Source organism: Micromonospora sp. WMMD980 (assembly GCF_029626035.1).
Lineage (GTDB): Bacteria > Actinomycetota > Actinomycetes > Mycobacteriales > Micromonosporaceae > Micromonospora.
The window spans coordinates 4,563,919-4,580,802 of the sequence record NZ_JARUBE010000003.1; the positions used below are offsets into that span (position 1 = coordinate 4,563,919).

Genomic DNA, 16,884 nt, shown 5'->3' on the forward strand with positions numbered 1-16,884 from the left:
CGGCCGGCGGCGTTCGCGTGCCGCGCCCGGCCCCCGGCGGGACGGACGGTCAGAAATGACCGACTGAGGGACAGTTGCGGACGGTTCACGCGGCGTATCGTCACGGACTGATGCAGACCTTGACCCCGCGCGGGCGTGCCGTCCGGCTGGCCGCCACCCTGCTCGGGCTGGCACTGCTCCTTATCGGCACCGTCCACGGCACCGACGACGACTTCCCGTTCGGCCCGTTCCGGATGTACTCCACCTCCGACCCGCCGGACGCCCCCGCCCCCGACACCCGGGTCGAGGGCGTCGACCGCACCGGCGCGGTGGTCTCCCTCGGCCAGGACGCCACCGGCATCCGCCGCGCCGAGATCGAGGGTCAGCAGGACCGCTACGCCGCCGACCCGAGCCTGCTGCGCACCGTCGCCGAGGCGTACGCCGAGCGCCACCCCGCCGCCCCGGCGTTGGTGGAGGTGCGCATCGTGGTCCGCTGGTACGACATCCAGGGCGGGCGCCCGACCGGCGAGTGGACCGACCGCACCGCCGTACGCTGGGAGACCGCCGGATGACCGGCTGGCTCACCGAGGCGGTGCCGCGCGGCCGGGTGGCCGCCTTCCGCACCCTCGTCTACCTCTTCGTCGCCGCCGACCTGGTCGTCTTCACCCCCTGGGTGCGCACCCGCGTCGACGTTCCCGGCGACCTCTACCAGCCGCTGCTGATCGGCCGGCTGCTGCCGCTGCCGACGCCCGACCCGGTGCTCGTCGGCGCGGTCTTCTGGGTGCTGCTGGTGGCCGCGCTGCTCGCCGCCACCGGCCGGGCGCCGCGGCTGCTCGGCTGGACGGTCTTCGCGCTCTACCTCGAGTGGATGATCGTGGCGATGAGCTACGGCAAGGTCGACCACGACCGGTTCGGCCTCCTGGTGGCGCTGGTCGCGCTGCCGACCGCCGGCCGGGCCCGGCACGGCGACCCGACCCGCACCGAGGCGGGCGGCTGGGCGCTGCGGGTCACCCAGATCGCGGTGATCTGCACCTACTTCCTCGCCGCCTGGGCCAAGTTCCGCTTCGGCGGCCTCGACTGGGCGACCGGCTCGGTGCTGGCCCGGGCGATCATCCGGCGCGGCACCGACCTCGCCGACCTGATCGCGCAGGTGCCGCACCTGCTGATCGTCGCCCAGTTCGGCATCCTGGCCTTCGAACTGCTCAGCCCGCTGGTGTTCGTGGTGCCGGCCCGGTGGCGGACGGCCGTCGTCGGCTTCTTCTACTCGTTCCACCTGGCCACGATCGCCACCATCACCATCTCGTTCGCACCGCACCTGGTGGCGATGACCGCGTTCCTGCCGCTGGAGAAGGTCCGCCCGCTGCTACTGGCCCGCCGCCTGCTCGGTCGCCGCACCGACCCGTCCGCGACCGCGCCGCCGGCGTCTGCCGGGCCGGCGCCGGCCGTCGAGCCGGTCGGTCCGTCTGCTTCCGCTGCCGACGACCCCCGGACCGTGACGTCGCCCGGTTCGGCTGCGTCGCCCGGTTCGGCTGCGTCGCCCGGTTCGGCTGCGTCGCCCGGTTCGGCTGCGTCCGGCGGGGTGGCCGGCTCGGCGTCCCTGGTGGCCGGACGCGACCCGACTGCCGGTCCATGACCTGACCCGATCACTCTCCGTGCCGCGCGGGGAAAGAGACTCCAGAAGAATGCGGTATGCCTCTCAGTCATAATTATGACCATGCGGCATATCGCTCAACAGCGATATCTTGTTTTCGGCGCGACACGCCCGCCGCCTCACCGCCCAGCAGCCGGCGGACCGCCGGCCACGCCCACCGCCCAAGGGTGGCGGCGGGTCGGTCAGGAGGTGGGGCCGGGTCGTCCCGTCGGACCGTACAGCCGCTCCCGCGCCTCCTGCGGCAGCGCGCACGCGGCGGTGCCGCCGGGCAGGCGGTGACGGTTGCGGGCCACCCAGCGGTACGCGGGCCAGGCCGCCGCGCGCACCGGCGCGAGACGCAGGCCGCCCCCGGCGACGCGCCAGAGCGGCCCGCTGTCGGCGAGCAGCCGGGCGATCGCGTCCGGCCCGGCGGCCCGGGAGCCGTCGGCGCCGACCCACTGGACCGCCTCCTCGCACTCGGCCTCGGTCAGGCCCAGCGCCGCCAGGTCGGCGAACTGCCACGGGACCACGCGGGCGCCGGTCGGGACACGACGCTCGATGAACTGCGCGCACCGGGTGCAGAAGGCGCAGTCGCCGTCGTAGACGAAGGTCGACGTCTCCATGTCACCATCCTGCACCCACGCCGGGCCCGGCGGCGCGCGGTGTCCGGCGCGTCACTTGCACTTCGTTCGTACACATGTTCGAATGAGATCCATGCGCTGGGACAACCTCTCCGCTCCCCCGGACGAGGGGACTCCCGATCGGGCGACGCCGGCGGCTCCACCCCTGCCGCTGGCGTTGCCCGGCGCGGTCGCCCGCACGTTCGACACCCCCGACTTCGCCGGCATGACCTTCTACGAGGTGCGGGCCAAATCAATCATCAACCGGGTGCCGGGCCGGTCGCGTGTGCCGTTCGAGTGGACCGTCAACCCCTACCGCGGTTGCTCCCACGCGTGCACATACTGCGTCTCCGACGACACGCCGATCCTGATGGCTGACGGGCGCACCCGACCGATCAGCGAGTTGGAGCCCGGCGACCGGATCTACGGCACCCAGCGGCGCGGCGCCTACCGCCACTACGTCGTCACCACCGTGCTCGACAAGTGGTCGACGGTGAAGCGCGCCCACCGGGTCACCCTGGCCGACGGCACCACGCTGGTGGCCAGCGGTGACCACCGCTTCCTGACCGAACGCGGTTGGAAGCACGTCACCGGGAGCATGCGGGGCGGTGCCCGCCGCCCCTACCTGACCACCCGCAACCGCCTGCTCGGCACCGGCCGCTTCGCCGTCGCGCCGAAGCGCTCCGCCGACTACCACCGGGGCTACCTCCACGCGTTGTTCCGGTGGCCCGAGCACCCCCGCCGGCAGCAGCCTGCGCACGACGACACGGCAACCCCCGACGTGCCCGACCACCGGCAGCCCGAGGACGCCGGGGCCGCCGGCGCGCGCCGAAGCTTCCGGCTGGCCACCGCCGAGGCGGAGGCGGTGGAGCGCGCCGAGCGGTTCCTCGCCGAGACCGGCGTCGCCGTCGAGCGGGTCGCCGGCCGGGCGGCGCGCCGGTCCACCGTGGTCCGCGTGGTGCGGCCGGCCGACGCCGAGGCCGTCGCGGCGCTGATCCACCCACCGGACGAGCCGACCGACGACTGGCTGCTCGGTTTCCTGGCCGGCTCGTTCGACGCCGGCGGCAGCTGCGGCCGGGGCGTGTTCCGGATCGGTGTCGCCGATGACGGGAGCCGGCGACGGGCGTCCGCCGCCCTCGACCGGTTCGCCTTCCGGTGGGTGCTCGACGACCCCGGCAGCCGCGGCGCGGCCTGCCAGCTCCGGCTGACCGGTGGCCTGCCGGCACGGCTGCGCTTCTTCCACCTGACCGACCCGGCCGTCACCCGGAAGCGTTCGATCGAGGGCGCGGCGCTCAAGTGCGCGGCCCGACTCCAGGTGACCGCCGTGGAGGATCTGGGCCTGGAGCTGCCGCTGTGGGACATCACCACCGGCACCGGCGACTTCATCGCCAACGGAGTGGTCAGCCACAACTGTTTCGCCCGCAACACCCACACCTACCTCGACCTCGACGCCGGGTCGGACTTCGACCGCAAGGTGATCGTCAAGGTCAACGCCGGCGAGCTGGTCCGGCGTGAGCTGGCCGCTCCCCGGTGGCGCGGCGCGCACGTCGCGATGGGCACCAACGTGGACTGCTACCAGCGGGCCGAGGGGCGCTACCGGCTGATGCCGCCGATCCTCGAGGCACTGCGCGACTTCGCCAACCCCTTCTCCATCCTGACCAAGGGCACCCTGCTGCTGCGCGACCTGCCCCTGCTGCGACAGGCCGCCGAGGTGACAGCGGTCGGGCTGTCCTATTCGGTCGGTTTCGTGGACGAGACGCTCTGGCGGCTGGCCGAGCCGGGCACGCCGAGCCCACGCCGCCGGCTGGACGCGGTCCGCCGGCTGACCGACGCCGGCTTCCCGGTCGGGGTGCTGATGGCCCCGATCCTGCCCGGCCTCAGCGACGACGAGGAGTCCATCGACGCCACGGTGGCCGCGATCACCGCTTCCGGGGCCGCCGACGTGACCCCGCTGGCGCTGCACCTGCGACCCGGCGCCCGGGAGTGGTACGCCCGATGGCTGGCCCGCGAGTTCCCCCACCTGGTGCCCCGCTACCGGCGGCTCTACCAGTCCGGCGCGTACGCGCCGCAGGTCTATCAGCGGGAGGTGACCGCGCGGGTCCGGATGGCGGCGCGCCGGCACGGGCTGCACCGCGGCGAGGTCGGCGACAACCGCCGGCTTCCCGACCCGCCGCCGGCACCGGCCGCCGAGCAGCTCTCGCTCCTCTAGGGACGGCAGGCGGCGACGCGCCTGTGTACGCTCCGAACCGTGCGGGAGATCATCGACGCGGCGCTGCAGCGGCAACGGACCACCATGCTCGTCGCGCTCCTGGTGGGCCTGGCCGCCGGCCTGCTCTCCCGCTGGGCGGATTCGCGGGGCACCCTCCCATCGTTGCTCGCCATGATCCCGCCGCTGGCGGTGATCGCCCTCGTGTTCCGGGAGCTGCGCAGCCACCCGGTCACCGGTGACCTGCGCGTCGACGAGCCCGGCGCGGTCTTCTTCGCCCCGCCCCGGCACCGGCTCGGCTTCCCACCGGTCATCGCGGCCTGGATGGTCGTCGTGGCGGTCGACGGCATCGGCCCACTGCCGTTGACGGTGCTGCTGGCCGCGACCCTGGTGGCGTTGGTGGTGACGCACTGGATCCGTATCCCGCTGGTGGCCCTGGACCCGGCGGGCGTGCGGGTCGGCAGCTCGGGTGCGCTGGTCGTTCCGTGGGACGCCCTCGACCCGGCGGCGGTCGCGGTGGGCCGCGGCGGTCGCGTCCGGTTGGTGGTGGCCCGGCCGGAGCGGGTCGAACCGCGCCGCTCGGGCCGATCCGAGATCGACCTACCCGTCCGGGACCTGGCCGTCGCGCCGGCCCTGCTGGTCGCCGCGATCCGTCACTACGTCATCCACCCGGAGCACCGTCCGGCGATCGGGACCACCGCCGAGCACGCGCGGCTGCGGCAGGAGCTGTCCGGCGGCGGGGCGACGTGACCGGACCGGGCGCGCGTCGCCCGGGATAGGCTCGGATGATGCGTTCCGCCCAGCAGCTCCTGGCCGACTCCGCCGTGATCGCCGTCGTCGGGGCCTCCCGTGACCCGGGCAAGGCCGCGCACCGCGTACCGCTGGAGATGCAGCGGCACGGCTGGCGGATCATCCCGGTGAATCCGACCGTGGACGAGTTGTTCGGCGAGAAGGCGTACCCGACGCTGGCCGACATCCCGCACCCGGTCGACCTGGTGGATGTGTTCCGGCCGGCCCGGGACGCGGTCGAGGTGGTGCGGCAGGCGGTGGCGATCGGCGCACCGGCGGTCTGGCTGCAGCTCGGGATCGTCTCCGCCGAGGCGCGCGGGATCGCCGAGGAGGCCGGCATCGACTACGTCGAGGACCGGTGCCTCATCGTCGAGCGGGCCGCGGCCGGTCTCTCCCGCCGCTGAGAATTCCGGTACGACGGGCGCTGGCGCGCGCCGCGTACCCTCCGGGCGTGTCTCTCTCCGGTCCGGTCGTGGGGTCGGCGGCACCCGGCCGCGACGGGCTCTGGTCCCGCCGGCTGCTCTCGCTCCTGGCGGGCACGGCAGTGGCCGTGGTGGTCGGCCGTGGCCTGCTCGCCCTGGGACCCGCATCCGTCCACCGGTTCCGCGACCTGGCGTGGGTGGTGACCGGCCTACACCTGGCGCAGCGGTACTGGCGACCCCGGCGGACCGGTCGACTGGTCCGGGCGGCCAGGCCGAACCCGGACCGGCGGGAGGGCGGGGTGATGCTGCGCCTGGACCCCGTCGAGATCCCCGGGCCGGTCGTCGGTGGGCGGGACGTGGCGGTGTCGGACGAGCGGCTGCTGGCCGCGATCGAGCGGTTCCGCGTCGCGCCGGAGACGTTGGCGGTGGGGCTGCCGGTCACTCCGCCGGAAGCGACCTCCCAACGGGGCTGACCCCGCCGGCCGTCTATTCGGGTCCGAAGAGCAGGTCGAGCTGGGCGTCGAGGGCGGCCAGCGCGGTCTCCGGCGGATAGTGACCGCCGAGCACGTGCACCCCGAGCCCTTCCATCACGGCGAGCAGGCCGACCGCGGCCCGCTCCGGGTCCACCCGGCCGTCCGCGGCGAGCGGTGATCCGGCGGCGATCTGCCCGGCGACGAACGCGTGCAGCGCGGCCGTCTCGCCGTGCAGCGCCGCGGCGACGGTGGGCCGGACCGCGGTGTACGCGAGGAAGGCGAGCGCCACGCGGCCGTCCGCCCGCCGGTCCTCATCGAGCGGCAGCAGCTCGGCCAGCATGGCGCGCAGCAGCGCCCGGGGGGCGGGGGCCGCGCCGAGCGCCTCGACCGCCCGGCGGACCCGGGCCTCGTTGCGCTCGCTCACCACGGCGAGGGCGAAGGTCATCATCTCGTCCCGGGTGCGGAAGTAGTGCTGCACCATCCCGGCGCTGACCTCCGCCGCGGCGGCCACGTGCCGCAGGCTGACCGCCTCCAGCCCCTGCTCGGCGGCGACCCGCATCAACGCGTCGGCGATCAGCGCCCGGCGCTCCCGGTGGTCGACCCGTTTCGGCATGCCCTCCCGCTTTCGCAATACGACTGCATTGACATGATCGCCGCTCGGCGTTTACATTACGAGTGTATTGCAAAGAGAGGGGTGCGGTGATGAGCCGAGCGGCCCGGTTGACGCGACGCGTCGTGGCGTACGAATGGGGCATGTGGCGCAGCCTGACCCGGTGGGTGCTGCGCCGGCCCTACCCGGTGCCCGCCGGCGCGGCGACGTTCGCCTACGTCGGCGGCGTGCAACCGATCCTGCTGGCCTTCATCGCCCTGTCCACGATCGAGATCCCGATCCTGGACGTGATCCTGCGGCACGCCGTCGACTCGCCGACGATCCGGCACGCCGCGATCGTGATCGGCGTCTGGGGCGTACTGTGGATGGTCGGGCTGCTGGCCAGCCTCCGGATCCATCCGCACGTCGTCGACGACGCGGGCCTGCGGGTGCGCAACGGCGTCTCGATCGACGTGACCGTCCCGTGGGCGGCCGTCGCGGAGGTCACGGTCCGCCGCCGGTCGCTGGTGTCCAGCCGCGCGGTCCAGTACGACGAGGACGACCCCACGGTGCTCAACCTCGGCGTCGGCGGCCAGACGGCGATCGACGTGGTGCTGCGGGAACCGCTGACGGTGCCGCTGCCGAAGGGGCCGAGCGCGCCGGTCCGGGAGATCCGGGTGTACGCCGACGACCCGGCCGCGCTGGTCGACGAGGCCCGCCGGCACCTTCCCGCCGCCGACCACGCCTCGCCCCACCGGCCCAAGCGTTAAGAGGGGGCCCCTCCTCTACCGAATGCGTTAAGAGGGGGCCCCGCCTTACAGCTTGTACTCCTTGAGGAGGCCGCGGGAGATGATGGTCTTCTGGATCTCCGAGGTGCCCTCGCCGATCAGCAGGAACGGCGCCTCGCGCATCAGACGCTCGATCTCGTACTCCTTGGAGTAGCCGTAACCGCCGTGGATGCGGAACGCCTCCTGGACCACCTCGGCGCAGTATTCCGAGGCGAGCAGCTTGGCCATGCCGGCCTCGACGTCGTTGCGCTGGCCGGCGTCCTTCAGCCGGGCCGCGTTGACCATGAGGGAGTGCGCCGCCTCGATCTTCGTGCCCATCTCGGCGAGCTTGAACGCGATCGCCTGGTGCCGCGCGAGCGGCTGGCCGAACGTCTTGCGCTGCTGGGCGTACGCGACGGCCAGCTCGAACGCGCGGATCGAGATGCCGCAGGCGCGGGCCGCCACGTTGACCCGGCCCACCTCGATGCCGTCCATCATCTGATAGAAGCCGCGGCCGACCTTCTCCTCGCCGCCGAGCACGGCGGAGGCGGGAACGGTGACGCCGTCGAGCACCATCTCGGTGGTCTCGACGCCCTTGTAACCCATCTTGTCGATCTTGCCGGGGATGGTCAGGCCGGGCGCGGTCTCGCCGAAGCCGGGCTCCTTCTCCAGCAGGAACGTGCTCATGTTGCCGTAGACCGAGTCGGCCCCGGTGTCGGTCTTGACCAGCGTGGCCACCACCGAGGAGTACGCCCCGTTGGTCAGCCACATCTTCTGGCCGTTCAGGACGTAGGAGTCGCCGTCGCGGACCGCCTTCGACTTGATCGCCGAGACGTCCGAGCCGCACTCCGGCTCCGACATGGAGAACGCGCCGCGCACCTCACCGGTGGCCATCTTCGGCAGCAGCCGGGCCTTCTGGTCCGCCGAGCCGTGCTGGGAGATGAGGTACGCCACGATGAAGTGCGTGTTGACGATGCCGGAGATCGACATCCAGCCCCGGGACAGCTCCTCGACCACCAGCGCGTAGGTCAGCAGCGACTCGCCGAGCCCGCCGAACTCCTCGTCGATGGTGAGACCGAACAGCCCCATCTCGCGCATCCCGTCGAGGATGTCGGCGGGGTACTCGTCGGCGTGCTCCAGCCGCTGGGCGTGCGGGATGATCTCCTTGTCGGCGAACTCCCGAACGGTTTCCAGGATCGACCGCTGCACGTCGGTCAGGCCGGGCGTCTGGGCGAGTCGAGCCATCTCAGCCTCCGGGGTCGGCGCATTACTCATGGGTAACTGAACGCTCGGTAAGTATCGGCCCCGGGACCGGCCGCGCCAAGGTGACCAGTCCACACAACCTCTGTGAAAAGGTTCACCGCTGCGGGTAGCGTCCGCAAGAGAGAGGGGGCGAGGGTGACCGACGAGCAGCCACCGTCGCCGTACGAGCCGCCGTCGCACGGCCAGCCGTACGGGCAACCGCAGTACGGGCAGCAGCACCCCCAGTGGGGCCAGCAGCCGCCGTACGCCCCGCAGCCGCCCTACGGCCAGTACGGCCCGCCCGGCGAGCCACCGCGACCACGCGGCCCGAACGTGCTCGCCATCCTGTCGCTGGTCTTCGCGTTCGTCTTCGCCCCCGCCGGCATCGTCTGCGGCCACCTGGCCAAGCGGCAGATCCGGCAGACCGGGGAGGAGGGCGACCAGCTCGCCACCTGGGGGCTGATCCTCAGCTACGTCTTCACCGCGCTCGGCCTGCTGGCCTGCTGCGGATGGATCGGCCTGGCCATCTGGGCCAACACCGACAACAACGGCTACTGACGGCTCAGCGGAACTGCGCCTCCCGCACGCTGTTGCCGCCGTCCACCACGAGCATCTGCCCGGTGATGTACGACGCGGCCGGCGAGGAGAGGAACGCGATCGCGGCGGCCACCTCGTCCGGCGTGCCGGGCCGTCCGACCGGCGTGCCGTGCCCCTGCTTGATCTCGGCCAGGGTGGACGCCGCGGTGTGGATGATGCCCGGCGCCACCGCGTTCACCGTCACCCCGTCGGCGATCATCTCCATCGCCAGCGCGCGGGTCAGCCCGACCACCCCGGCCTTCGCCGCCGCATAGCCGGCCTCGGTGGGCAGCGCGTTGACCGGCCCGGCGGTGGCCGCCAGGTTGACGATCCGCCCCCAGCCGCGCTCGGCCATGCCGCCGATGAACGCGCGGCTGCACAGGAACGCGGTGGTCAGGTTGCGGTCGATCTCACCGCGCCACTCGTCGTAGGTCAGCTGGGCCACCGGCCGCAGCACCTCCGGGCTGGCCCGGCTCGCCAGGCCCGCATTGTTCACCAGCACCTCGACGTCGCCGAGCTGCTCGGCCACCGCGTCGGCCAGCGCGCCCACCTCGGACTCGTCGGTGAGGTCGGCGACGAAACCGGTGACGCCCAGCTCGCCGGCGCGCTCGTGGATGCGCCTGGTGGTCGACACGATCGCCACCCGGGCGCCCAGGTCGGCCAGCCGGCGGGCGGTCGCATAGCCGATGCCGTCGGCGCTGCCCGCGCCGGTGACCAGCGCCACCCGGCCGTCCAGCCGCGTGGTGGCGGTCTCCGGGAGCGGCTCGGCCCGGTCCTGGTCGGCGGGGCCCGCCGGCTCGCCGGCACGCGGACGGCGCACCGACCCCGGCCGGCTCATGTCCCGTCGTGACCGACCGCCACGCGCGTCAAGTGCCATGCCGAGGATCCTGCCCGCTGTGGACCTTCCGGGCAATGCGGCACCCGGAAAGGGGGTCCTCCGGGTTGTTCCCGGGTGGCTACCCTGACCCGGACCACGTACCTGGAGATGATCAGATGAGCTATCCCCCACCCCCCGGCGGTTGGCAGGACCCGCAGTCGGCCCCGCCGGTCGACCCCTATGCGCCGGTCGACCCGTACGCGGGCGCGAAGTCGCCGTACCCGCCGCCCGCCGGCGACCCCTACGCGGCGCAGGCCGGCTACCCGGCGCAGGTCGGCTACCCGCCGCCGGGCGCCTACCCGCCCCCGTACCCCGGCTACGCGCCGGCCGCCCGGACGAACACGCTGGCGATCGTGGCGCTGGTGCTCTCGCTGGTCGGCTTCGCCTCCTGCATCACCGCGCCGATCGGCGCGATCATGGGGCACGTGGCCAGCAGGCAGATCCGGGAGACCGGTGAGCAGGGCGAGGGCATGGCCAAGGCGGCGATCATCGTGGGCTGGATCCTGACCGCCCTGCTGGTCGCCGCGATCATCTTCTACATCGTGGTGATCGTGCTCGCGATCAACTCGGGCAGTTCCTCCGTCGACTACTGACCCGGATCGGGCCGCCCCCGGCGAGGGGCGGCCCGGCGCGCGGTCACTGCGACGGCGGGGTGAACGACGAGGTACGCGCCATCCCGGCGGCCCGGCCCTTCGCCGCGATCACCAGCGCCATCTTGCGGGACGCCTCGTCGATCATCTCGTCGCCGAGCATCACCGCGCCGAGCTTCCCGCCCGCCTCCGAGGTGTAGTAGTCGTAGGCGTCGAGGATCAGCTCGGCGTGGTCGTAGTCGGACTGCGCCGGCGAGTAGACCTCGTTCGCCGCGTCGATCTGGCCCGGGTGCAGCACCCACTTGCCGTCGAAGCCCAGCGCCGCCGAGCGCTTCGCCACCTCGCGGAACGCGTCGGTGTCGCGGATCTGCAGGAACGGCCCGTCGATGGCCTGCTTGTCGTGCATCCGGGCGGCCATCAGGATCCGCATCAGGATGTAGTGGTAGGGGTCGCCCGGGTAGTCCGGGATCAGCGCGCCGACGACCAGCGACTTCATGTTGATCGAGGCCATGAAGTCGGCCGGGCCGAAGATGATCGTCTCCACCCGGGGCGAGGCGGCCGCGATGGCGTCCACGTTGACCAGCCCGGCGGCGTTCTCGATCTGCGCCTCGATGCCGATCCGGCCGACCTCCAGCCCCAGCGTCTTCTCGATCTGCGTGAGCAGCAGGTCCAACCAGTGCACCTGCTCGGCGTTCTGCGCCTTCGGCAGCATGATGCAGTCCAGGTTCGCCCCGGCGCCCTCGACCACCTCGATGACGTCGCGGTAGGTCCACGGCGTGGTCAGGTCGTTCACCCGGACCACCCGGGTCTTGCCGGCCCAGTCCCCCTCGTTCAACGCGGCCACGATGTTCTTGCGCGCGTCCGGCTTGGCCAGCGGGGCGACCGCGTCCTCCAGGTCCAGGAAGACCTGGTCGGCGGGGAGGCCCTGGGCCTTGCCGAGCATCTTGACGCTGGAACCGGGTACCGCGAGGCAGGACCGGCGGGGACGACCGACAGCGGCCATGGATGCGCTCCTTCCCGCGTCCAGCGGCAGCACGCCGACGCGGCGGTGGATGTCGAGAACTTAACGATCCCAAAGGACGGGGCCACGCCACGGTAACCTCGTGCCGTGACCGGGGTGAATGGACCTGTGGAAGATCTCACTGAGCGTCGGATCGTGGTGCTCACCGGCGCCAGCTCCGGCATCGGGCTGGCCGCCGCCGTCGAGCTGGCCCGGCGCGGCGACCAGGTGGTGCTGGTCGGCCGGGACCCGGCCCGGCTGCGCGCCGCCGGGGAGCGGGTGCGCGAGTCCTGCGGCGAGCAGCCGGAGCTGTTCCGCGCCGACTTCGCCGTGCTCGACGACGTACGCGGGCTCGCCGAGCGGCTGCGCGCCGGCTACGACCGGATCGACGTGCTGGCCAACAACGCCGGCGCGATCGTGTTGGAGCCGATCACCACGGTCGACGGCTTCGAGCTGAGCATGCAGGCCAACCACCTCGCTCCGTTCCTGCTCAGCCACCTGCTCCGGGACCGGATCGGGCGGATGGTGGTGACCGGCTCCGACGCGCACCGCAGCGGCGTGCTCGACCCGGACGACCTCAACGCCGCGCTGCGCCACTACCGACCGTTCCGCGCCTACGGCACCAGCAAGCAGGCGAACATCCTGTTCACCGCCGAGGCGGCGCGGCGCTGGCCGGAGCTGCCGTCGTACGCGTTCCACCCCGGCGTGGTGAGCACCCGGTTCGGCAACGAGAGCCGGATCGTGGCGCTCGGCATGCGGCTGCTGCCGTTCCGCACCCCGGAGAAGGGCGCCGAGACGCTGGTCTGGCTGGCCTGCCAGGACCCGTCCCGGCTGACCGACGGCGGCTACTACGCCGACCGCAAGCCGCACCGGCCGCGCCCGAAGGCGGCCGACCCGACGCTCGCCGCCCGACTCTGGACGGCCAGCGCGAAGGCCGTCGGGCTCGACGACTGACGGGTCCCCACGACGGCCGTCGCGCTGCCACACTCGACGCCATGACGTGCAACGAGGTGCTGCTGGTCGCGCTGGTCGACCTGAGCGCCGGCGCGGAACCGGTCCGCCTCCGCCGCCTCCGGCGCGATGTGCACCGCGAGCATCGGCCGGCCCAGCGACGCCGCGTACGCCAAGGCCCGCAGCGACGCCCGGTTCAGCCGGGCCACCGGCACCACCACAACGTCGCGCCGACCGCGTTGACCGCGAGCCGGCGCCGCCACCCCCGCCCCCGCCGGCGCCGCCAGTGCACCACCATCCCGCTCTGCGACAACGTGAAGGCGAGGAAGACGCCCACCGCGTAGAGCGGGATCAGCCGCGCGGTGTGCCCGCCGAAGGCCACGAAGACCACCACGGCGGCGAGCGCCAGCGCGACCAGGCCGTTGCTGAACGCCAGCCGATCACCCATGTGCAGGAACCGGCGCGGCGCGTGGCCGTCGCGGGCCATGAAGAACAGCAGCCGGGGGAGTCGTTGAACGCGGTGTTCGCCGCCAGCAGCAGGATCAGCGCGGTGGTGGCCTGGAGGACCGCGTACCACAGGTCGGTGGGGAACGTGACCCGGCCGAGCTGGGACAGCACGGTCTCGTCCGCCCGCGGCACCAGGCCGTCGAGGTGGATCAGCCCGACCAGGTCGGCGAAGAGCGTGACCAGCAGGGCGACCATCCAGCCCAGCGTGGTGCGGGCGTTGCGCCACTCGGTCGGACGGAACGCCGGCACCGCGTTGGACACGGCCTCGATGCCGGTCATCGACACCGCGCCGGAGGCGAACGCGCGCAACACCAGCAGCAGCCCCAGCCCTTCCGCCGCCGGCACCGCCGGCGGCGGCACCGATGCGAAGCCCCGCGCCGCGGCCTTCGCCCAGCCGACCGCCAGCACCGCGAGGACCACCGCCACGAAGGCGTACGTGGGCAGCACGAAGATGTTGCCGGCGGTGCGGACGCCGCGCAGGTTGCCGGCGAGCAGCACGGCGATCACCAGCACCCCGAGCGGCACGGTCCACCGGGCGAGCCCGGGCAGCGCCAAGGTGACCGCGTGCACGCCGGCGGCGATCGACACCGACACGGTCAGCACGTAGTCGAGCATCAGGCCGGCCGCGGCGGCCAGACCCGGCGTACGCCCCAGGTTGTCCCCGGCGACGAGATACGACCCGGCGCCGTGCGGGTAGGCCGGGATGGTCTGCCGGTAGGACAGGCCCACCGCGACCATCAGCACCACCAGCAGCGCGGCCAGCGGCAGGGCGAGCCCGAGCGCGGCGCTGCCGGCCAGCACCAGCACGGTGAGCATCGCCTCCGGCCCGTACGCGACGGAGCTGAGCAGGTCCGACGAGAGCACCGGCAGCGCGACCAGCTTGCGCATCCGCTCGTAGAGCACGGAGCTGCTGGCCAGCGGCGGGCCGACCAGGGTCCGGCGCGCCCGGGTCAGTGCCCGGCCGCGCGGGGGCCGTGCCAGCGCGCGCCGAGGCGGCCGAGCGCGGCCCGCTCCTCGGCGCCGAGCGGCGGGAACTCGGCCGAGGGCGTGACGACGGTGCCCTGTCCCGCCGCGTCGTCCCGGTCTGGCTCCACCCTCCGCACTTTCGCCTACGACGGCGGGGCCGGTGACCGCTTCGGCCACAGTTCGGCCGACCGGCGTCAGCCGACCGCGACCGGGTCGAGCAGGTCGAGCACGCCGGTGAGCGAGGTCAGCACCGGCCCGTCCCAGTCGCGCTCGGCGTTGAAGACCATGTGGCCGGCGAGGTCGGGGGCGGCCAGCCGGACGGCGCGCAGGCCCACCCGCGCCGCGCCGGTGAGTTCCTGGCTGCCGCCGTCACCCACGTAGAGGCAGTCGGCCGGGGCGTGACCAAGTCGGTGGCAGGCGGTCAGATAGAGCGCCGGGTCCGGCTTGCAGCGGCCGAGCCGCACCGAGAAGACCACGGAGTCGAGCAGCGGGGCGACCGCGAGCTGGGGCAGGAATGCCGGCAGTTCGTGGGTGCAGTCGCTGACCAGCCCGGTGCGTACGCCCCGGCGGCGCAACGCCGCCAGCACCGGCACCGCCTCCGGGCGCAGCCGGGTGTCGGCGCGTACCGCCCGGTGCCGGCTGGCGACGGCGGCGCGCACCGCCGCGTCGGAGGGGCGCACGCCGGCCTGGGCGCAGACCCACCGCATGGTCGACTCGGCGTCGCCGAACAACCCGCTGGCCCGCGCGTAGTAGCTGCCGTCGAGCACCTCGACCAGGGCCTCGGTGGAGCAGCCGAGCTGTTCCGCGATGACGTCGTGGGCGGCTCCGCGCCGGACGCTCTGGGTCAGCGTGCCGAAGAAGTCGAACAGCACCGCGTGGAACCTGGGCATGGGGAGATGCTCCGGACGTCGAGGGGGAGGACCGCCGGGTCGCGCATGATCGTAACGGAGTGCTGACGTTCCGTGTCGCCGGTCCCTCGTGTGAGGATTGCTCCCCGTGTCCACCGCTCCCCACCGCCCGCCGCCCGACGCGCTGACCCTCGGCGCGCTCGCCCTGGCCGTCGCCGCCGTCTCGTCCTCCGCCCCACTGATCGCGTTCGCCGCCGCGCCGGCGCTGGCCGTCGCGTTCTGGCGCAACCTGCTGTCGGCGGCGGCGCTCGGCCCGGTCGCGGTGCTCCGGCGGCGGGCCGAACTCCGCGCGCTCACCGTCGGAGCGGGCCGCCGCGAGGGGCTGTACTGCGTACTCTCCGGGGTCGCGCTGGCCGCCCACTTCGCCACCTGGATGCCGAGCGCGAAGCTCACCTCGGTCGCGGCCGCGACCGCGCTCGGCGCGACGCAGCCGGTGTGGCAGGGGCTGATCGCCCGCTGGCAGGGGCGGCGCCTGCCGGCGGCGGCCTGGGCCGGCATCACGGTCGCGGTCCTCGGCGCGGTGCTCGCCACCGGCGCTGACTTCGCCGTCTCCGGCCGCGCCTTCGCCGGCGACCTGCTGGCCGTGGCCGGCGGCATGTTCGCGGCCGTCTACACCGCCCTGGGCGAACGGGCCCGGGCCAGTATCAGCACCACCACCTACACCACCATCTGCTACGGCGTCTGCGCGGTGATCCTGCTGGTGGTGTGCCTGCTCGGCGGCGTGCGCCTGCACGGCTGGAGCGGCGGTACCTGGCTGGCCGTCCTCGGCCTGGTGGCCGGCGCCCAACTGCTCGGCCACTCGATGTTCAACTACGCGCTGCACCGGGTCTCCGCGACCACGATCAGCGTGCTGATCCTGCTGGAGGCGCCCGGCGCGGCCCTGATCGGCTGGGCCTGGCTGGGGCAACTCCCCCGGCCGCTCGCCCTGCCCGGCCTGGCGCTGCTGCTGGCCGGCGTCGCCGTGGTCGTACTCGGCGGGGCGCGAGCCGGACGCCGCGCCGCGCCGCCCACCGTGCCCGCCGACGCCATGCCGCCCGGCGGCTGATCGGACGCCGCACCGGCCGGGTGACCGACCAGACGGTCAGCGGCGGCGGACCCGGTGCAGGCGGAACGGCTTACGCACGACCCGGACCGCCGCCGCCGGCCGGGGCTGCTCGGTCAGCGGGCCGGCCGGCAGGTCGGCGCCGGTGACCGCCGTGCCCGCCGGGGTGAGCCGGTTGACCGCGCAGCCCTCGGCCGCCCAGCGCGCGACCAGGTCGGTGGCGGAACCGGAGGCGTTGAGCCGTTTCGCCGCGACCAGCGGCGCGGCGGCGTCCCACTCGTCGGTGCCGGGCCGCAGCCGGGTCACCCGCGCCGGCCAGGTGACGATCCGGCCGCCGTGGTCGCCGCGCAACGTCACCTCGGCCGCGTCGCTGTCGGCCAGCCCGGGCGCGGCCTGCTCGCCGGGGCCGGTCACCACCAGCAGCGCGCCGTCCAGCGGCAGGCACCACAACGCGTACGCCGGGCCGCCGTCGACGCCGACCCAGCACACCGCCGCCTTCTTCACCGCCTCGTCCACCAGCGGCGGGGTCACCCGCTCGTCCACCTCGTCGCTCACTCCGCCATCCTCCCGCATCCCGCGCCCGTCCGGGCCGACGACCGGACCGCCCCGGCCGACCGCGCCGGAGCGACACGAGCATGGCCACCCGTCCCCCGCGAGCCGGCCGGCGTGCCGCCACGCTCGGGGCTCGCCCACAGCCCCCGGCCCGCACGCCCACGGCCCCGCCTCTGACCGCGAAAGCCCTGGCCGGAT

The 16,884-nt window shown here is 73.7% G+C and carries 21 protein-coding genes; 11 read left to right on the plus strand and 10 right to left on the minus strand.

All coding sequences use genetic code 11. The annotated features are described in order from the left end of the window. The first annotated feature begins 110 nt into the window (after window positions 1–110). Both O7618_RS21410 and O7618_RS21415 read left to right on the plus strand, forming a co-directional pair. On the plus strand, window positions 111–551 hold the full coding sequence (locus O7618_RS21410; protein WP_278107911.1) for a hypothetical protein: 441 nt from the start codon (window positions 111–113) through the stop codon (window positions 549–551). Continuing rightward, entirely contained in the window at window positions 548–1,612 is a 1,065-nt protein-coding gene (locus O7618_RS21415; protein ID WP_278107912.1) for an HTTM domain-containing protein, read from the plus strand. Before O7618_RS21410 ends, O7618_RS21415 begins: the two co-directional genes overlap by 4 nt. Window positions 1,613–1,812: 200 nt before the next feature. On the opposite strand, the gene O7618_RS21420 is transcribed toward O7618_RS21415, so the two are convergent. Further along, window positions 1,813–2,232: a DUF393 domain-containing protein gene (locus O7618_RS21420; protein WP_278107913.1), complete on the minus strand. Its 420-nt coding sequence runs from the start codon at window positions 2,230–2,232 to the stop codon at window positions 1,813–1,815. A 91-nt stretch (window positions 2,233–2,323) separates the two neighbouring features. On the opposite strand from O7618_RS21420, the gene O7618_RS21425 reads away from it, so the two are divergent. From O7618_RS21425 to O7618_RS21440, 4 genes are read left to right on the plus strand one after another with little or no spacing between them, the layout of a single operon-like run. Next, the gene (locus O7618_RS21425; protein ID WP_278110107.1) at window positions 2,324–4,438 is read left to right on the plus strand and encodes an intein-containing Rv2578c family radical SAM protein; all 2,115 of its coding nucleotides are present in this window, start codon (window positions 2,324–2,326) and stop codon (window positions 4,436–4,438) included. A gap of 39 nt (window positions 4,439–4,477) precedes the next feature. Beyond that, the gene (locus O7618_RS21430; RefSeq protein WP_278107914.1) at window positions 4,478–5,185 is read left to right on the plus strand and encodes a hypothetical protein; all 708 of its coding nucleotides are present in this window, start codon (window positions 4,478–4,480) and stop codon (window positions 5,183–5,185) included. Window positions 5,186–5,223: 38 nt separating this feature from the next. Continuing rightward, window positions 5,224–5,628 carry a CoA-binding protein gene (locus O7618_RS21435; RefSeq protein ID WP_278107915.1) on the plus strand — a complete coding sequence of 135 codons (405 nt, stop codon included), beginning with the start codon at window positions 5,224–5,226 and terminating at the stop codon, window positions 5,626–5,628. A 47-nt stretch (window positions 5,629–5,675) separates the two neighbouring features. After that, window positions 5,676–6,119, plus strand: coding sequence for a hypothetical protein (locus O7618_RS21440; protein ID WP_278107916.1), 444 nt, complete (start codon window positions 5,676–5,678; stop codon window positions 6,117–6,119). 13 nt (window positions 6,120–6,132) lie between these two features. Here O7618_RS21440 and O7618_RS21445 read toward each other — a convergent pair whose 3' ends face one another. Then, window positions 6,133–6,732: a TetR family transcriptional regulator C-terminal domain-containing protein gene (locus tag O7618_RS21445; RefSeq protein WP_278107917.1), complete on the minus strand. Its 600-nt coding sequence runs from the start codon at window positions 6,730–6,732 to the stop codon at window positions 6,133–6,135. A gap of 89 nt (window positions 6,733–6,821) precedes the next feature. Here O7618_RS21445 and O7618_RS21450 point away from each other — a divergent pair, with 89 nt between their 5' ends. After that, window positions 6,822–7,478 (plus strand): PH domain-containing protein, encoded by a 657-nt coding sequence (locus O7618_RS21450; protein WP_278107918.1) that lies wholly within the window; start codon window positions 6,822–6,824, stop codon window positions 7,476–7,478. 45 nt (window positions 7,479–7,523) lie between these two features. On the opposite strand, the gene O7618_RS21455 is transcribed toward O7618_RS21450, so the two are convergent. After that, a complete protein-coding gene (locus O7618_RS21455; RefSeq protein WP_278107920.1) occupies window positions 7,524–8,720 on the minus strand; it encodes an acyl-CoA dehydrogenase family protein in 1,197 nt (398 codons plus the stop codon). A 153-nt stretch (window positions 8,721–8,873) separates the two neighbouring features. On the opposite strand from O7618_RS21455, the gene O7618_RS21460 reads away from it, so the two are divergent. Beyond that, window positions 8,874–9,275: a DUF4190 domain-containing protein gene (locus O7618_RS21460; protein WP_278107922.1), complete on the plus strand. Its 402-nt coding sequence runs from the start codon at window positions 8,874–8,876 to the stop codon at window positions 9,273–9,275. Between the two features lie 4 nt (window positions 9,276–9,279). Here the strand turns inward: O7618_RS21460 and O7618_RS21465 are convergent, their stop codons facing one another. Further along, window positions 9,280–10,170 (minus strand): SDR family NAD(P)-dependent oxidoreductase, encoded by an 891-nt coding sequence (locus tag O7618_RS21465; protein ID WP_278107923.1) that lies wholly within the window; start codon window positions 10,168–10,170, stop codon window positions 9,280–9,282. A gap of 116 nt (window positions 10,171–10,286) precedes the next feature. Between O7618_RS21465 and O7618_RS21470 the strand changes: the two genes are divergently transcribed. Next, entirely contained in the window at window positions 10,287–10,763 is a 477-nt protein-coding gene (locus O7618_RS21470; protein ID WP_278107925.1) for a DUF4190 domain-containing protein, read from the plus strand. Window positions 10,764–10,806: 43 nt separating this feature from the next. On the opposite strand, the gene O7618_RS21475 is transcribed toward O7618_RS21470, so the two are convergent. After that, window positions 10,807–11,763 carry a CoA ester lyase gene (locus O7618_RS21475; protein WP_278107926.1) on the minus strand — a complete coding sequence of 319 codons (957 nt, stop codon included), beginning with the start codon at window positions 11,761–11,763 and terminating at the stop codon, window positions 10,807–10,809. 126 nt (window positions 11,764–11,889) lie between these two features. On the opposite strand from O7618_RS21475, the gene O7618_RS21480 reads away from it, so the two are divergent. Continuing rightward, window positions 11,890–12,714: an SDR family NAD(P)-dependent oxidoreductase gene (locus O7618_RS21480; protein ID WP_278107927.1), complete on the plus strand. Its 825-nt coding sequence runs from the start codon at window positions 11,890–11,892 to the stop codon at window positions 12,712–12,714. 193 nt (window positions 12,715–12,907) lie between these two features. Here O7618_RS21480 and O7618_RS21485 read toward each other — a convergent pair whose 3' ends face one another. The 4 genes from O7618_RS21485 to O7618_RS21500 form a co-directional block, all read right to left on the minus strand. After that, a complete protein-coding gene (locus tag O7618_RS21485) occupies window positions 12,908–13,159 on the minus strand; it encodes a hypothetical protein (protein WP_278107928.1) in 252 nt (83 codons plus the stop codon). Further along, window positions 13,063–14,121 (minus strand): amino acid permease, encoded by a 1,059-nt coding sequence (locus tag O7618_RS21490; protein ID WP_278107929.1) that lies wholly within the window; start codon window positions 14,119–14,121, stop codon window positions 13,063–13,065. The genes O7618_RS21485 and O7618_RS21490 overlap by 97 nt, the downstream gene beginning before the upstream one ends. Before the next feature lie 47 nt (window positions 14,122–14,168). Next, window positions 14,169–14,312, minus strand: a complete 144-nt coding sequence (locus tag O7618_RS21495; protein ID WP_278107930.1) for a hypothetical protein — start codon at window positions 14,310–14,312, stop codon at window positions 14,169–14,171. Between the two features lie 66 nt (window positions 14,313–14,378). Continuing rightward, window positions 14,379–15,074, minus strand: coding sequence for an HAD family hydrolase (locus O7618_RS21500; RefSeq protein WP_278107932.1), 696 nt, complete (start codon window positions 15,072–15,074; stop codon window positions 14,379–14,381). Between the two features lie 106 nt (window positions 15,075–15,180). On the opposite strand from O7618_RS21500, the gene O7618_RS21505 reads away from it, so the two are divergent. Then, window positions 15,181–16,137, plus strand: coding sequence for a DMT family transporter (locus O7618_RS21505; RefSeq protein ID WP_278107933.1), 957 nt, complete (start codon window positions 15,181–15,183; stop codon window positions 16,135–16,137). A 36-nt stretch (window positions 16,138–16,173) separates the two neighbouring features. Here the strand turns inward: O7618_RS21505 and O7618_RS21510 are convergent, their stop codons facing one another. After that, entirely contained in the window at window positions 16,174–16,707 is a 534-nt protein-coding gene (locus O7618_RS21510; protein ID WP_278107934.1) for a hypothetical protein, read from the minus strand. Window positions 16,708–16,884 lie beyond the last annotated feature (177 nt).

What these genes read in the sequence shown, in the direction of transcription:
- O7618_RS21450 (WP_278107918.1), top strand. Translation starts at nt 6,822, where the DNA reads ATGAGCCGAGCGGCCCGGTTGACGCGACGCGTCGTGGCGTACGAATGG.
- O7618_RS21485 (WP_278107928.1), bottom strand. Translation starts at nt 13,159, where the DNA reads ATGGGTGATCGGCTGGCGTTCAGCAACGGCCTGGTCGCGCTGGCGCTC.
- O7618_RS21410 (WP_278107911.1), top strand. Translation starts at nt 111, where the DNA reads ATGCAGACCTTGACCCCGCGCGGGCGTGCCGTCCGGCTGGCCGCCACC.
- O7618_RS21435 (WP_278107915.1), top strand. Translation starts at nt 5,224, where the DNA reads ATGCGTTCCGCCCAGCAGCTCCTGGCCGACTCCGCCGTGATCGCCGTC.
- O7618_RS21475 (WP_278107926.1), bottom strand. Translation starts at nt 11,763, where the DNA reads ATGGCCGCTGTCGGTCGTCCCCGCCGGTCCTGCCTCGCGGTACCCGGT.
- O7618_RS21510 (WP_278107934.1), bottom strand. Translation starts at nt 16,707, where the DNA reads ATGCGGGAGGATGGCGGAGTGAGCGACGAGGTGGACGAGCGGGTGACC.
- O7618_RS21470 (WP_278107925.1), top strand. Translation starts at nt 10,287, where the DNA reads ATGAGCTATCCCCCACCCCCCGGCGGTTGGCAGGACCCGCAGTCGGCC.
- O7618_RS21420 (WP_278107913.1), bottom strand. Translation starts at nt 2,232, where the DNA reads ATGGAGACGTCGACCTTCGTCTACGACGGCGACTGCGCCTTCTGCACC.
- O7618_RS21500 (WP_278107932.1), bottom strand. Translation starts at nt 15,074, where the DNA reads ATGCCCAGGTTCCACGCGGTGCTGTTCGACTTCTTCGGCACGCTGACC.
- O7618_RS21455 (WP_278107920.1), bottom strand. Translation starts at nt 8,720, where the DNA reads ATGGCTCGACTCGCCCAGACGCCCGGCCTGACCGACGTGCAGCGGTCG.
- O7618_RS21415 (WP_278107912.1), top strand. Translation starts at nt 548, where the DNA reads ATGACCGGCTGGCTCACCGAGGCGGTGCCGCGCGGCCGGGTGGCCGCC.
- O7618_RS21445 (WP_278107917.1), bottom strand. Translation starts at nt 6,732, where the DNA reads ATGCCGAAACGGGTCGACCACCGGGAGCGCCGGGCGCTGATCGCCGAC.
- O7618_RS21465 (WP_278107923.1), bottom strand. Translation starts at nt 10,170, where the DNA reads ATGGCACTTGACGCGCGTGGCGGTCGGTCACGACGGGACATGAGCCGG.
- O7618_RS21425 (WP_278110107.1), top strand. Translation starts at nt 2,324, where the DNA reads ATGCGCTGGGACAACCTCTCCGCTCCCCCGGACGAGGGGACTCCCGAT.